Genomic DNA, 14,899 nt, shown 5'->3' with positions numbered 1-14,899 from the left:
TTACTTATTATATTTCGACAAATAATAGCTGTAACCTTTTAATTCAACTTATATATATTCAAGCTAATACAAAGAATCCATTTCATATGATAATGAAACCCATGTATGATTACTATCTATCCGCATACCAAAAGCTTAATCCATCTATCGAAGGACCTTTGCTACATGATGTGGTTGCAATAAGTGGATTAGTAAATCCAAGTTTTTTTGAATTTGTGCATCGTACAGTAAATGTAGATACATACGGAGATACGAAAGGGCAAACATTTGCTGATTTTCGCCCTAGCTCTATATCTGATGGAGCACATATAGCACTAGAAATAGATGAACAAAAATTCATTCAAGATTTTATAAAAATCATGTTATAAGTTGCTGTCGAAAAAGGGAATTATTTCACTACGTTGAATATAAACATACATCCTCTATATAAGGGAGCTTACAATATTGAATGTCCAGTTAAAGGTTGTTACGAGAGAAAATTGGGAAGAGGCATTAAAGTTACAAGTTAAAGAAGATCAAAGAAAATTTGTCCCCGCTGTAGCAGTTTCACTTGCTAAAGTATATATAAAACCAGATGGTGACAATGTAGAGTACATACCATTTGCTATATACGATGGTGAGCTTATGGTTGGTTTTGTTATGCATGCTGTTGTAATAGAGACATCGGATATGTATTGGATTAACGGATTTATTATTGATCAATCGCAGCAAGGTAATGGTTATGGAAAAGCAGCATTACAAGAAAGTATTGATATAATAAAAAATACTTTTAAATCGTGTAAAGAAATAAGATTAACCGTACATAAAGATAATCTCTCTGCAAAGAAATTATATGAACGATATGGTTTCATATCATTAGGACAGGAGTATGATGGTGAGCAAGTGTATCGTTTATTTGTTTAACTATTATGAAGTAAAGGCGTGAAATTTGAACAAGTATAGATTGAATGACTAGGAGGAATATCAATTGAAAAGTAAATTCCATTATATTGTACGAGCAGTCATGATAAAGGATGAAAAATTATTAGTTGCTGAATATATCGGCCATCATTATTTTTTACCTGGTGGCCATGTTGAAATTGGAGAATCAGCAGAGAATGCATTAAAAAGAGAATTAAGAGAAGAACTTGGAGCAAACTGCAGTATAAAACGATTTTTAGGAGTTATAGAACATCAATGGCAAGATAAAGAAGTGCTTCATCATGAAATTAATCACATTTTTGAAGTAGAGTCACAAGATTTACATACGGACTTAACACCGAAATCTAGCGAGTCTCATTTAGCATTTCACTGGATAGATTATAATAAAGAAGCCTTAAATCATTATGAAATCATGCCAATGCCTTTAGTAAAGGAATTACTAGAAAGAAAGTTAAATGATGAACTACTAAATTGTTGGATTAGTAATTTTTAAATTACTTTATTTATAGTAAATACGTCCATCGAATGAATATAAAGAAAATAGGCTGAAAAACAAGGTACATCACCTAGTGTAAGTTCATATTTTGTTGATGTACGCATTTAGTCTATAGTCTTGTTTCTACTTTGTTTAAAAGAATTTATTAACTTTAATATTTGGACGGAATTTACATTTATAAATGGAGGGTTTCATAATGAATCAGTTTCAACATGAACTACAAACATTAAACCTTAATGATTATCAAACTGGTAATGTTGTGTATTGGGATCAACAACAAAGTCAATATCCATACTACTACATTCAAGACGATGCACGTCGTTGCGGCGGATGCGGAGGTTGTGGTGGACGCTGTGGCGGTTGTGGTGGTGGTAGATGTGGCGGTTGTGGTGGACGTTGCGTAGGTTGCGCTGGCTGTTTTGGTTGCTTTAATTGCTGGAACTGGTGGGTTATTTAAGTATAGAAAATCCAAGTTATTTTATATGAAAGAAAGGTGTAAATACTGTTTATACTTTTCTTTCATTTTGTAATTTTGTATTAGTGTTAAGGGGGATTTATTTGTATACATACGAAAAGTTGATTTCTTGGGTAGAGAATATAAAAGAAAAAAATTATAGTTCTGCTACAGCTCTTTGTATTATAAAAGATAATAAAATCGTACTAGAGCATTATAGTGGTTATCACTCAAATACATCTACAACCAAGAGAGTAACAGCATCTTCACAATTTAACGTTGCTTCTGCTAGAAAAAGTTATTTAGGATTAATGATAGCGTATGCGCTATACGAGGGGAAAATAAATTCTATTGATGACGAGGCGACAAAGTATTTTAATGATTTTGATTCTTTATTACTCGGTAAAACAACGATAAGACATTTAGTAACTCATTCGCACGGTTTAACAGAAACTGATGATGGGACTATTTTCCGTGAATTTGAACCTGGACAAGCTTGGGCGTATAGAGATATCAATGTAAGAATGATGACACATCTTATTAATCAGCTATATGGAAAAAGTTTTACTGAATTGTTAAAAGAGCGTGTTTTTAAACCTGCTAAATTTCAAGAAACAGGATGGAGAATACAGCAAGATGAAAATTTGGTTGAAATTATTAATAATCCAAATGAAGACCCGATAAGTGGAATTGGTACAGTAGATGATGGTACTGAAAAAAATCTATTTGTCTCAGCTAGAGAATTTGCGCAGTGGGGCAATCTTCATCTAAATCAAGGCATGATACATGATAAACAAATTGTTCCAAAAGAAGTTATAAAAATCGCTACGAGTTTGCAGAGCCCAACATTTATAAACAAAGAGCTACCACAAAATGGGGTGTTTTGGTTCATCCAAAATGAGCCTGCACAATTAAGCGAACTTGGTGAACGTATTCCAAAAGGGTCGTATCAAATATCAGGTATTACTGGACCGACTATTTTAGTAATACCTGAATATAATGTAGTTGTTGCAAAAATGTATAATAAAAGATATAACTACGGCGGTGATAATTACTTATATTATTTACGTGAATTTAGTAATTTAGTCGCTGATACATTTAGTAACGGTAATAGGGCATAATTACTCCTATAACAAAAAGGAGTGATTGAAAGTGAAAGATAAAGTGAACAAAAATAAAAAGCAAAATATAAAAGATGTAAATACAGAACAAAATGCAATTTATAGCGATCCTAAAGATGCAGCTAATATGCAAACTGTACCGCAGCCGAAAGATTTTGATGAAATCGAATATTAATTTTTCATCCGACTATATGATGAATAAAAAATACGTCTTAAGTCTCATCACATATAAGAAATTATTTGATAACATATATACATAAGCATTTGAAAATGTCTTATCTTAACAAAGCTTTCTTTAGAAATATCTGATATAACCTGCAAAAGGCACTTCTTTATGAAGTGTCTTTTTGTGTATATGAACTTAATTACCATTTTCCGTACAGTATCTTGCAATTTATGATGGATATACTAACTGTGAAAATTCATGTCAAGATAAAAGAAGGGGACAGTTAGTATGAAACAAACTTCTATAAATCCGTTACTAATTGTTCTAGGTACAATCATTGTTCAAATTGGCCTTGGAACAATTTATACATGGAGTTTATTTAATCAACCCCTTGTAAGTAAGTTTGGATGGAATCTTAATTCAGTAGCGATAACTTTCTCCATAACAAGTTTTTCTTTATCATTCTCAACTTTATTTGCAGCAAAGTTGCAGAAAAAATTAGGACTGCGGAAACTTATTGCTACTGCAGGAATTGTTTTAGGACTCGGCTTAATACTTAGTTCACAAGTTTCTTCCTTACCACTATTATATTTATTAGCTGGTGTCGTTGTTGGTTATGCGGATGGAACAGCTTATATTACATCACTATCTAATTTAATTAAATGGTTTCCAAATCGGAAAGGGCTTATTTCAGGTATATCTGTATCAGCGTATGGAATGGGCAGCTTAATCTTTAGATATATAAACGGAAATCTTATCGATAACCTTGGTGTATCACAAGCATTCTTATATTGGGGTATTATCGTGTTACTTTTAGTATTAATCGGATCGTTCTTCTTACGTGAGGCAATTGTAAGTAATGCTGTAACTGAAACATTACACAATGACTATACTCCGCGTGAAATGATGCGAACGAAACAAGTATATCTGCTATTTTTTATGTTATTCACCTCGTGTATGGGTGGTTTGTATTTAATAAGTATGGTAAAAGATATCGGCGTACAACTCGTTGGACTTAGCGCAGCAACTGCTGCAAACGCCGTTGCTATGATTGCAATCTTTAATACAGTAGGTAGAATCATTCTTGGGACGTTATCAGATAAAATCGGCCGAATGAAAATTGTCTCTGCAACATTTATTATTATAGGATTGTCAGTCTTTACTTTAAGTTTTATTCCGCTAAATTACGGAATCTATTTTGCTTGTGTAGCAAGTGTCGCCTTTTGCTTCGGCGGTAATATAACTATATTCCCAGCTATTGTCGGAGATTTCTTTGGATTAAAAAACCATAGTACAAATTACGGGATTGTCTACCAAGGTTTCGGATTTGGTGCGCTTGCAGGATCATTCATTGGAGCGATACTTGGAGGATTTCAACCAACTTTCATTATAATTGGTGTTTTAAGTATTATTTCCTTCATTATTTCAATATTAATCCGTCCACCAACTGCAGAGAAGACAAAGGAACTAAAACATCTACATCGGAAAGTGGCGTAATACTAAAAAGAGTCCTAATATAGGGCTCTTTTTAGTACAAAACATTTTTTGTGTAGAGAGAATAGAGTTATTTAATTTAAAATGAAATGAGTAGCAGATACTTAGAATATTCATATTGTTTTATAAAGGAACTAACATGTTGCTAAAAACATTTAGAAAATTACAGTTAACCAACTTTGTGATGGAACGTGCACTTCATTCATAGACCATTATTTTCTTATAAGTTTACAATGAAAGTAGTTGGCTTTTATTGATTACAACCATAATTTCTTCTGTTGTGGCATTCGCTACAACAAATATTGATGACATTTTTATACTACTTGTTTTATTTTCACAAGTAAGAACAGAAGTAATTAGGAATGAAGGAAGAGCTGTCCGCGAAAAAGCTACGAGAAAAAAACTTTATATTGTTATTGGACAATATTTAGGATTTAGTATGATTATTTTTCTAAGTATCATTGGGTCTTTAAGCTCTTTTTTTATTCCTGTTTCGTGGATTGGATTATTAGGATTAGTGCCAATTTATATGGGGGTTAAAGGACTATTGTCACTTCGTTCTTATAAAAGTAATGAAGTTATCGATAACGTTACTGTTTCATTATTTAAAGTAGCTTCAATTACATTAGCTAATGGAGCTGACAATATTTCGATTTATATACCAATGTTTGCTAGTCAAACACTTGAAACAAATATCGTTACATTAGTTATCTTTTTTTCCATGATAGCGATATGGTGTTTTATTAGCTACAAATTGATAAAAGCTCCTATACTAGCTAAAGTACTTGAGGAAAACTGTCATATTATTGTTCCAATTGTTCTAATTGGTTTAGGAATGTTCATTCTTTTTCGTAGTGGTACAATTGGACTATTCTCCTAAGGTGTTGAAATAACGGAAGTTTTCATAAAAAAGAATTGAACAACTTTAATATTTTTTTGAGCAATTACATTCATTGAGATTAATTAGATTCTACACAACGTATATAAGTCTTATTACAGATGAAATGTAGTAGGGCTTTTTTTATTTTAGTGAAATGAAACAATTGTATTAGTGATCTACGACTATTATTTAAACAGGACATTAGAATTATGAAGTTGAATAGCTATCGTAAAAGGAGTGTGATACTTAAAATGAAAATAGTACAGCAGTGGGTACAAGAAGATAGTGATTACATAAGAGAGAAAGTAATTGAATACAATCAAAAATATCTCGCAGATGAAGAAAAAACACCTTCAGAAAAGGTTAGTTTCATAGTAAGAGATGAAAAAGAAGAAATCGTAGGCGGGGTAACAGCGATAACTTTTTGGCACCATATACACGTTGACTTTCTATGGGTTTCTGAAGAATATAGGAATGAAGGTTACGGAACCAAGTTAATAAAACTTATTGAAGAATTTGCAATTGAAAAAGAGTGCAGGTTAATCAATTTAGATACTTTTAGTTTTCAGGCACCTGATTTTTATAAGAAGCATGGATATAAAGTAATCGGAGTAAGTGAAGATCATCCGAAAGGACACAATCGATACTATTTAGAAAAAAGGTTATAAAGTATATAGAATTCAAAAATGAATCAATTAGAGCATAAAGAGCGTACATTGAATAATCAATTTCAAAATACGCTCTTTTTTATTTTGTAATGAAGGACTATCGATTATTAACTTTGCTAAGAGCAGATAAATGAAATACTCAATTAACTTTTTTATATTTTAAAACGAATAAATGGTAGAATGTAACAAAGATAGAAAATTCCCATTATTAGAGGTGGACTTAGATGAAAAAAGTAAATGTTACATATGCACTTTTATACGATAAAACAAATGAAAAGATCTTAATGGTAAAAAACAAAGGGGAAAATGGTTCTTATTATACATTACCAGGTGGCGCAGTTAAATTAGGAGAAACGTTAGAAGAAGCAGTAATTCGAGAAGTAAAAGAAGAAACAGGGTTACATATAAATGTAAACGGGATTTGTTCTATCAGCGAAGCCTTTTTTGAGGAAAGAGATCATCATGCAATTTTCTTTAATTTTCTAGGTGAAATAATTGGCGGAGAGACATATATATCAAGGCCAAAAGAAATTGAAGAGATCACTTGGATGGAATTACATATAGCAGCTCCATATTTACGCATACCAGAACATTTACTAGATTTATTACAAAGGAAAGAAACAGTACCGTACTTTTTTAACGGAACAATCGTTCATCAATCTTCATAAAAATATTATCTCATGTAAGGTGGGGAAAACATGGAGTTCATCGTTAATCACAAACAATTTACTCAAGCACTTTCAGAAGTTAACAAAGCGATATCAACAAAATCTTTAATTCCTATATTATCTGGTATAAAAATAACTGCAGATCAATCTGGAATTACTTTAATTGCAAGTAACTCAAATATTTTTATCGAAAAATTCATTCCTGTTTCAATTGAAGACGAAAAGATTGCAACTATTATAAAGGCAGGAACTATTGTTGTACCTGCAAAGTATTTCATTGAAATAATAAAGAAAATGCCAAGTGATATAGCAATAAAAAGTAAGAATGAGCAATTAATTACGATACAATCAGAAGAAATCACATTAAGTTTAAATGGATTTCCTGCAGATGAGTTTCCGAATGTACCGCTTATAGACAATCATGCAGAAATCAAAGTAGAGACAGAGCAATTGATTGAAGTATTTAAACAAACAGTCTTTGCGGTAGCGAAAAATGAATCTAGACCTGTTCTTACTGGGGTGCATATAGAGTTATCTAATAATAAGTTAATTTGTGCTGCAACTGACTCACATAGACTAGCGATACGTGAAACATTGCTTTCCTCAGATGTAAAAGCAAATTGTATTGTACCGAGCGCAACCATTAGTGAACTTCTAAAATTAATGAACAGCAATTCGGAATTCGTATATATCTACCTTTCAGAGAGTCATATTATATTTACGCTCGGAACAACTACATTATATTCAAGACTAATTGAAGGGAAATATCCTAATATTTCCAACCTTATTCCAAATGACTTTAAAACGATTATTAACATAGATAGAAAAAAGATATTACAAGGTGTAGACCGATCAAGTTTATTAGCAAGTGAATGGGCCAATAACAATGTTAACTTAGAAATCATAAACGAATCTACAATTAAAATTTCTTCAAACGCTTCTCAAATTGGGCAAATATCCGAAACGCAACAAATAGATGCGATTCAAGGCGAAAAACAATTAAATATATCTTTCGATGGGCGTTTTATGGTTGATGCTTTAAGAGCAATAAAAGAAGAAACGATTACTTTAAGCTTTGGCGGTTCCATGAAACCGATATTGATTGAAGCAGGAGAGCAATCTGCAGCAGTACATCTTATATCACCAGTAAGAGCTTATTAGGGATAGAGGAAGGAATTACATTATGTACAAGCAGACTTTTGTTTTATGAAATCATAAATTAATACATTATAAGAATGATGTATTAGTATAGCAAACAGTTTACTAATTCCTACATAATATAATTCATAGACAAAGCAGCAATGGTAATCTGAAATACAAAGCAAAATAATAATAACCTAAATATAAAAGCCATAGATTAATCGATATGGGGTGAGTACGATGAAGAAAATAATTGTTTTACTCATTGGTATAGTTTTAATTATTTTTGCTTTTTATCAATACAACAAAAAAGACTATGCAGCTAAAAGTGCTAACTTGTATGTAGAAGACTTTAAAGGGGCAAATGATTCAATAAAAATACAATCTGCTATTAATAAAGCAGCGTCTAGTAAAATAAAAACCGTATTGCTTGATGATAAAAAGTATAAAATCACGTCACCAATCACTGTTAAAAAAGGTGTGAAATTATTATTTGGTTATGGATCACAATTTGTGGTTGAGGGAAACTTTAGAGTTCTAGAACTAGAGAAAAACGCATCCATTGAAGGAGCGTATATAGCTATTGACGATCCTAAATTTAACTCTGAAGTTATTTATTTAGACGGTAAAAATAAGTATTATAACACTTGGAACAAAACACAAATAAAAGATATAAATATTATCAATTGGACGGAAACGAATAAAGGTACCGGAATTTCTTTATACTCTGCTGGAAAAGAAAATGAAATTTCGTTTGTTAACTTCGAAAACATTAAAATTGTAGGAATGGAAACCGGACTAAAATTAGTAGCAAAAAAACCGAGCACCGGACAAGCTTGGATAAATGCCAATCGTTTTATGAACTTTTCTTTAGAAGACTGTGTAAATATGATTTATATGGATAGTCAAGTAACTACGCCAAATGAAATTAGTGGGAATCAATTTACAAATCTTCAAATACAGCCTTCAAATAAAACAAAAAGCATTATACAGGTAAGTGGGCAGCATAATGAATTTCATGGGATGGTATGGGATTTAAATAAAATAAAACATGAAAACGAACTCGTTGAACTGACTGATAAGAGTATGAATACAGTGGTTGAAATGTCCAGTGTACCAGCAAATAGAGTTTTAGATAGTGGGAAATCCAATATAGTGAAATAAGTTTAAATACAGAAAACAGAGCGAATTCTTTATAAAAGGATTCGCTCTGTTTATATTTTAAAATTAAATTTCCTTCCACCAATCTGATGAAGGATAATTTGTAGATTTAAACGTAATAGATTCGCCAATTTGAGGCGTTGTAATTTTAACTCCTAAACGGTTAGCTTCTTTCGTAACACGTTCTATCGGGTCACTCCATTCGTGTAATGCTAACGTAAAAGCACCCCAATGAATCGGAAGAAGTAATTCTCCTTTAACATCAATATGAGCTTGTACCGTTTCTTCAGGCAACATATGAATCGCAGACCACCTCGGATCATATTGCCCGCATTCCATTAATGTAAGATCGAATGGACCGTATTTATCACCAATTTCCTTAAAGTGAGGGGCATAACCGCTATCACCACTAAAGAAAATTTTAGTCTCTTGACCAAGAATAAGCCATGAACACCATAATGAACGATCTCTATCTGTCATACCACGTCCAGAGAAATGCCTTGCAGGTGCACATACTAACTTAATATTATCAAACGTAATTTCGTCCCACCAATTATGCTCACTAATTTTACTAGGCGAAACACCCCATTTAATAAGATATTGTGCAACTCCAGTTGGAACATAAAAGTGCTTTGCGCGATCTTTTAACTGCATAATACTTTTGTAATTCAAATGATCATAGTGATTATGAGAAATGATAATCGCATCAATTTCTTGAAGGTCATCACGTTCTAAAGAAAAAGCACCACTATAGCGTTTACTATTAAACAAAGGAAATGGGGAAGAGGCATCTCCAAACATCGGGTCTAATAACAGTTTTTTACCTTCGATTTTCAAAAGAGAAGCAGAATGGCCAAACCATGTAACACTCTCTAACGATTCATTATCTTTATTTGATAAAACGATAGGCAAATCCTTTATAGGACGCAGCTTTGATTTTATTTTAAAGTAATCCGTCATTAAACTTATAATATCTTTCGGTTTAAAACTCATATCAGTATGAATTTGATTTGTATATTTCTTATTCATTCGTTCTCCTTTTTACGATTAACAATTTACGTATGTTGTTATTGTAGCTATTTGTAGTTTAAACTATATTATTTTACCTTTCATCTAAAATGCCTTGTATTTCATAAATCCGTCAAATTCATTATTTGTATCTATAAAGTACAAATCGCACAGCAGCAGCTAAGACAAATATTAAGTACATGTAAATTGTTTTTATTTAGTAAATTCCTTCTTATACGCAACAAAGAACATACGTTCCGTTGTATGTTATAGAAGAAAATATGTCTCTAATAAAAGAAAGAAAGGAGAGGATGTAAGTGCACATAGAGCGAAAAAAGAAATCAAAATGTAAACTATCAAAATCTGAAATCATGCATTTGTATACTGAAGGGAAGAGCACCTTAGAAATCGCTATGCTTGCTAATGTGTCTGCAAGGTATATTCGTATGGTTTTATCAGACAATAACGTACCAAGGCGCGCTATAGGGAGTTGGAAGAGAAAGTATGACATAACAGAAGATTATTTTAAAACGTGGTCAAACAATATGGCTTATATTTTAGGGTTTATAGCAGCAGATGGTGTTATACAGAAAGAAAATCAATGTGTCAGTATATCTCAAAAAGAAAGTTATATTTTAGAAGGTATAAAAAAAGAACTAAAAACAAACCAGCCACTTTATCAAAACAAAAAAACAGGCGTATATATGCTAAATATTAATAGCAAAACAATAAAAGACGACCTTATGAACATACACGGAATTATGCCATGTAAATCATTTAACATCGAATTTCCTTTTGTACCAGAAGAATATTTGCATCATTTTGTTCGTAGGTATTTTGATGGGGATGGTCATGTTAACTCTCACAAATACTTTGTTAGTTTTGTTGGAGGATCATATAATTTTATGAATTCTTTTAAAGATATCCTTGAGAATAATAAATTCCAATTAAGTTTTGTTGACAAAGAAAAACAATATCGTATTTACCTAAGTGGTAAAAATAATGTTATTAAATTTTCACGGTGGATTTATAAAGATAAAGGTTTACATTTAAAGCGTAAATATAATATTTTTCAACAAAAAGAATAATGTCATGATGATCGACTAATCTACGAGCAAGTTCAATTATAAAAGTAAAATCTACGATGAATTATTAATCGAAATCAAATTAATTATAAATACAGTTTAGTTAATCTAAAAAGCAACTTGTTTAAAATTAATGATTAAACAAGTTGCTTTTATTTTGTTTATTAACGATTATATACAAGAATATAAATTACGAATTCCAAAGCTATCAAATCACATCAATTCAAAAACAATGAACTAATCACTAATAAAGAAAAGGGAAGTGTAAAACATTCAACTAACATATAATAAGTTCATTACTTTTTACTAGTTGACATAATATATATTATAGGCAGTTATAGAAACAAAGCAATATCAGGTATCAAAACCCAAGTAAACTATACTTAATGAGACGAAACGGAGATTTTTAGTGAGATTCACAAGAAATCTTATCTAAACAAATTTCTTCAGTTTTTATCGTTTTTATTTGTTATAAATTCATCACAGCAAATCTTAATCAATAATCACTTAAGATTTAACGAATTAAAAACATTTTTGATTGGTAAGAAATTTTTATACAGAAAAATTATTTCTATACAAAATATAAATTAGTAATTTTATTTTATGTTTTACTTAATGAATTTATTGCTATTTGCACATGTTTTACAACTTTACATTATTTGTTGTTATTTCTGTTATTTAGGCTTGACTTTCATTACACATTGTTTTTTATTCTAGTTAACATAACGCTTATTTTTAACATAAAAAAATCCTCCTCACCTTCAGGAAGATTTTTTGTTTGCTATTATTTTATTTATATCTTCTAGTAACAATCCCAATTGTAAATGACATTGGAAAAATCTAGATTTAACAAATCTTCCTTACGTATAAAGAAATTAGCAACCCCAGAATCGCCCCACATAATATTTAATGAATCGTCTGTATCGATTTGCAGCAATAATATGTCATGTTGCTGGTATTTTTCTTCCCATTCTCTCGGATCTGTCTGTGTGAAAAATGGATAACCACCAATTTTATGTCCTTGATCTTTACATAAATCATCATACAGTTCGCCTAATTCTGTATTATTTTCTTCATCAACAATTTCTTCCCAATCAATGTTATCACTAAAAATCATTTCAAATCGATAATCTCTTGGTGTTACTGGTTGATATGCCAACTCAAACTTTAGTTTTGCTGCTTCGGGTATGATAAAATTCTCTAAATCTAAAGTGTTTAAATAACTAAAATCAGTAATAACCTTATTTAAATCTTCTATAATTGTAGAATGATAAATAATTCGAAAGTCTTTTTGGACTGTTGGATGATCAAAATCTGCTCCAAAAAGATCTTCTTCTGCACTTATGAAAAACTGTAACATTCCATGTTGAGGCATATGTTCAATGTTTGGTATTTCTTCAAGGTTTAACTGCGCAAGTAGCATCATAGGTTGTCCGTTTGAGTCTTTAGGATGCTCTTGATCTATAGGTAAATACGGATATCCACCAAACTTACTTTCAAAAAGCGTTGTCTCTGCTTGCGTTCCAGACACTTTAACATACGGTTTCACACTTTCTTCTAAAATACTACGATACTGTTCTAGTTCTTTCGGAATTTGAAATTGATACGTATTCTTCACTACATTTGCCTCCCTTTAGTAATGAATTGAAAATGCCTAACTTAATTATATAGCAAGCGATAGCTTAATTGAAAATCGTTAAAAATCCATTTTCACCCTCATTTTTTGCGCGCTTGGTGGACAAAGTAGATTATGTTCTAATACCTTTTTATTAATAGTTCGAATTAAATCCGCTGCTTCTGCAGTATTTGTATTTTCTTTTAGCTTTTCTTTTAAATCGTCAATTTCTTTTGAAAGCTCAATCCACCTAGGTAAAACATGATTATTTGCTAAAGTTCTATAAAGTTGCTTTTCAGGATTGTAAGAAAGATCTTTATCAAGATTAAGAGGTTTCCCTTTACCAGGTAAATTATCAAAAGCTCCTTTCTGTTCTGCTTGTTTAACGATAGAACTAATATGATCCTCATACGTATAGGACCAAACTTTCTCATCTTTTACTAAAATCTCTTGTTTTTTTAGTTTTTTATCGAGTTCTTCCTGCTTCATAGATTTTCTCTCCTTTTTATTTTAAAGTGTGGTTTTTATCTATTTCAAAGCTTTCAATCCATCAAACAACTTTTTTCACCCTCACATGCTATCATGACCGTCTTGAAACTCTTCATAAGTGGTTTTGTACCCTTTATCTTTTAAAGCTCTATACAAGTGATTATTGGCCGTTAAAAGAGGTTTATTTTCAAGTTGTCCTGCTAACATATAAAAGTGAAGTTGAGTTGCATTAGAATTTATAGATGAAATTTGATTTTCAATCCAAGGAATATCGTTTTCAAAAGTTAGTTCTTCTAGCTGATTAACATGATCTACAGCAATACATGGCGGTATTCCATTTTCGTAAATTAAATAATTGAGTGTTTTTGCGATTGAAGATTACTTAATGCATGGATTTTTATTAAAGACAATGAAATGTTCTTGAAGATGTGAAGTTTGAGAATAATTATGAGGTAGATCAAGATGTTTTGCCCTTGCTGCAATGTGGCAGTAAGGATATTTAATTTTGATAGAATGATATAAGAGCCTTGCTACACTTTTGTAATAAGACTCTTTAAATGAGTTATTTACTAGAATAATTGTCTATTGCTTGAATAGAAAGTTCCAACGATTTTATTCTTCTTGCTAAAAGCGTTCTTTGAGGACTCCCAAGCTTTGACTTAACGTAAATCTTTTCAATTGATGGAAGCAAACCAATTAGAACATTACGAGCTTCTGCTAAATCTTCCTGAGTATAATGATGAGTTTCTTGCTTCCAAACACTTTCTAACATAGCTAAGCCGATACTAGCTGCTTTGAGTCTTTTTTTCACTAAAGTAGTATTTGATCCTTTTTGAGTCATCTGTGATAAGGCATTTTCAAGTTTACTAATTGTTGACTGTAAAGATTTTATTGATTCTACTTTATCTATATTTGATACGTTTTTCATGTTAATGTTATCCCTTCTACGTTGCTAACTTGTTTTGTTTAATGTTCAATGAAATCCTTAAAAGTTTGATTTCACTCGAAAAATTTTAACATAAATAACTACCTGTATTCGAGTTGGACAATAACTTAAAGCAAAACAGCTATTCCTCTCTCCTCCCCTGTAGCATTCTATTATATGTACTTCTTTCTTCTCATTAGAATTCCTATATAAACTAGTTGTTAATATTGAATGTTTTATGAACAAAAAAACGTACAAGTAATGTAACCTGTACGTTTTCGCTTTTATTCAGTAAGGTAATAAAGTAATAGCTTCCTGGTCTTCTCATAACTTATGAAATGGTACAATTTTATTAGGTACTTCATCAAATAAAAAATCCATTCCGAATAATTCGCGTTTTCGAATCAAATTTCGATAAGATATATAACGGTGATCTGCTACTAGCTCTGTATTTACTTTCTTATTTCTCCCTTTTTGACGTGATAAATAAGTTGCTCCCATACAGGCTCCAGCTGATACGCCGACTACATACGGAAAGAATAAGTTCTTTTCCATGTGTAAATGTCAAGATGATCATGTACATTTTCACTTGTTTAAGCATGTACAAA

Annotated in this window: 17 protein-coding genes and 2 pseudogenes; 13 read left to right on the top strand and 6 right to left on the bottom strand. The window is 31.2% G+C overall.

Going from position 1 to position 14,899, the window contains the following annotated elements; translation table 11 throughout:
• The 12 genes from ACODS7_RS28080 to ACODS7_RS28025 all read left to right on the top strand — a co-directional run.
• On the top strand, window positions 1–368 hold a 368-nt coding region (locus ACODS7_RS28080), incomplete at its 5' end, for a nucleoside hydrolase (RefSeq protein WP_488828122.1).
• A 76-nt stretch (window positions 369–444) separates the two neighbouring features.
• Window positions 445–903: a GNAT family N-acetyltransferase gene (locus ACODS7_RS28075; RefSeq protein WP_029442474.1), complete on the top strand. Its 459-nt coding sequence runs from the start codon at window positions 445–447 to the stop codon at window positions 901–903.
• A 64-nt stretch (window positions 904–967) separates the two neighbouring features.
• A complete protein-coding gene (locus tag ACODS7_RS28070) occupies window positions 968–1,414 on the top strand; it encodes an NUDIX domain-containing protein (protein ID WP_029442475.1) in 447 nt (148 codons plus the stop codon).
• A 199-nt stretch (window positions 1,415–1,613) separates the two neighbouring features.
• Entirely contained in the window at window positions 1,614–1,874 is a 261-nt protein-coding gene (locus tag ACODS7_RS28065; RefSeq protein ID WP_001071343.1) for a heterocycloanthracin/sonorensin family bacteriocin, read from the top strand.
• A gap of 101 nt (window positions 1,875–1,975) precedes the next feature.
• Window positions 1,976–2,992, top strand: a complete 1,017-nt coding sequence (locus ACODS7_RS28060) for a serine hydrolase domain-containing protein (RefSeq protein WP_243169045.1) — start codon at window positions 1,976–1,978, stop codon at window positions 2,990–2,992.
• Between the two features lie 31 nt (window positions 2,993–3,023).
• A complete protein-coding gene (locus tag ACODS7_RS28055; protein WP_000653680.1) occupies window positions 3,024–3,167 on the top strand; it encodes a hypothetical protein in 144 nt (47 codons plus the stop codon).
• A 279-nt stretch (window positions 3,168–3,446) separates the two neighbouring features.
• Entirely contained in the window at window positions 3,447–4,655 is a 1,209-nt protein-coding gene (locus ACODS7_RS28050; protein WP_029442476.1) for an L-lactate MFS transporter, read from the top strand.
• A 250-nt stretch (window positions 4,656–4,905) separates the two neighbouring features.
• A complete protein-coding gene (locus ACODS7_RS28045; RefSeq protein WP_029442477.1) occupies window positions 4,906–5,532 on the top strand; it encodes a cadmium resistance transporter in 627 nt (208 codons plus the stop codon).
• 251 nt (window positions 5,533–5,783) lie between these two features.
• Window positions 5,784–6,200 (top strand): GNAT family N-acetyltransferase, encoded by a 417-nt coding sequence (locus ACODS7_RS28040; RefSeq protein WP_029442478.1) that lies wholly within the window; start codon window positions 5,784–5,786, stop codon window positions 6,198–6,200.
• Window positions 6,201–6,424: 224 nt separating this feature from the next.
• On the top strand, window positions 6,425–6,868 hold the full coding sequence (locus ACODS7_RS28035) for an NUDIX hydrolase (protein WP_029442479.1): 444 nt from the start codon (window positions 6,425–6,427) through the stop codon (window positions 6,866–6,868).
• A gap of 30 nt (window positions 6,869–6,898) precedes the next feature.
• Window positions 6,899–8,029, top strand: a complete 1,131-nt coding sequence (dnaN, locus tag ACODS7_RS28030; protein WP_243169044.1) for a DNA polymerase III subunit beta — start codon at window positions 6,899–6,901, stop codon at window positions 8,027–8,029.
• A 219-nt stretch (window positions 8,030–8,248) separates the two neighbouring features.
• Window positions 8,249–9,172 (top strand): hypothetical protein, encoded by a 924-nt coding sequence (locus ACODS7_RS28025; RefSeq protein WP_043938411.1) that lies wholly within the window; start codon window positions 8,249–8,251, stop codon window positions 9,170–9,172.
• 63 nt (window positions 9,173–9,235) lie between these two features.
• Here ACODS7_RS28025 and ACODS7_RS28020 read toward each other — a convergent pair whose 3' ends face one another.
• Entirely contained in the window at window positions 9,236–10,198 is a 963-nt protein-coding gene (locus ACODS7_RS28020; RefSeq protein WP_050843833.1) for an MBL fold metallo-hydrolase, read from the bottom strand.
• A gap of 296 nt (window positions 10,199–10,494) precedes the next feature.
• Here ACODS7_RS28020 and ACODS7_RS28015 point away from each other — a divergent pair, with 296 nt between their 5' ends.
• On the top strand, window positions 10,495–11,265 hold the full coding sequence (locus ACODS7_RS28015; RefSeq protein WP_098629036.1) for an LAGLIDADG family homing endonuclease: 771 nt from the start codon (window positions 10,495–10,497) through the stop codon (window positions 11,263–11,265).
• Between the two features lie 799 nt (window positions 11,266–12,064).
• Here ACODS7_RS28015 and ACODS7_RS28010 read toward each other — a convergent pair.
• From ACODS7_RS28010 to ACODS7_RS27990, 5 genes and pseudogenes are all read right to left on the bottom strand, one after another.
• Window positions 12,065–12,880: a YwqG family protein gene (locus ACODS7_RS28010; protein WP_029442482.1), complete on the bottom strand. Its 816-nt coding sequence runs from the start codon at window positions 12,878–12,880 to the stop codon at window positions 12,065–12,067.
• A gap of 78 nt (window positions 12,881–12,958) precedes the next feature.
• A complete protein-coding gene (locus ACODS7_RS28005) occupies window positions 12,959–13,366 on the bottom strand; it encodes a DnaJ family domain-containing protein (protein WP_016081379.1) in 408 nt (135 codons plus the stop codon).
• A 39-nt stretch (window positions 13,367–13,405) separates the two neighbouring features.
• A pseudogene (locus ACODS7_RS28000) lies at window positions 13,406–13,840 on the bottom strand (enterochelin esterase); the annotation flags it as partial.
• A gap of 88 nt (window positions 13,841–13,928) precedes the next feature.
• The gene (locus ACODS7_RS27995; protein WP_243169043.1) at window positions 13,929–14,294 is read right to left on the bottom strand and encodes a hypothetical protein; all 366 of its coding nucleotides are present in this window, start codon (window positions 14,292–14,294) and stop codon (window positions 13,929–13,931) included.
• 333 nt (window positions 14,295–14,627) lie between these two features.
• Window positions 14,628–14,846, bottom strand: a pseudogene (locus tag ACODS7_RS27990) (patatin family protein); the annotation flags it as partial.
• Between the last annotated feature and the right edge of the window lie 53 nt (window positions 14,847–14,899).

It is taken from the genome of Bacillus sp. FG16, assembly GCF_057809515.1.
This window is presented reverse-complemented; position numbering and strand designations above follow the sequence as displayed.

Excerpts from the sequence above, each read along its gene's own strand:
- ACODS7_RS28040 (WP_029442478.1), top strand. The coding sequence starts at position 5,784 with ATGAAAATAGTACAGCAGTGGGTACAAGAAGATAGTGATTACATAAGA.
- ACODS7_RS27995 (WP_243169043.1), bottom strand. The coding sequence starts at position 14,294 with ATGAAAAACGTATCAAATATAGATAAAGTAGAATCAATAAAATCTTTA.
- dnaN (WP_243169044.1), top strand. The coding sequence starts at position 6,899 with ATGGAGTTCATCGTTAATCACAAACAATTTACTCAAGCACTTTCAGAA.
- ACODS7_RS28020 (WP_050843833.1), bottom strand. The coding sequence starts at position 10,198 with ATGAATAAGAAATATACAAATCAAATTCATACTGATATGAGTTTTAAA.
- ACODS7_RS28005 (WP_016081379.1), bottom strand. The coding sequence starts at position 13,366 with ATGAAGCAGGAAGAACTCGATAAAAAACTAAAAAAACAAGAGATTTTA.
- ACODS7_RS28065 (WP_001071343.1), top strand. The coding sequence starts at position 1,614 with ATGAATCAGTTTCAACATGAACTACAAACATTAAACCTTAATGATTAT.
- ACODS7_RS28035 (WP_029442479.1), top strand. The coding sequence starts at position 6,425 with ATGAAAAAAGTAAATGTTACATATGCACTTTTATACGATAAAACAAAT.
- ACODS7_RS28025 (WP_043938411.1), top strand. The coding sequence starts at position 8,249 with ATGAAGAAAATAATTGTTTTACTCATTGGTATAGTTTTAATTATTTTT.
- ACODS7_RS28050 (WP_029442476.1), top strand. The coding sequence starts at position 3,447 with ATGAAACAAACTTCTATAAATCCGTTACTAATTGTTCTAGGTACAATC.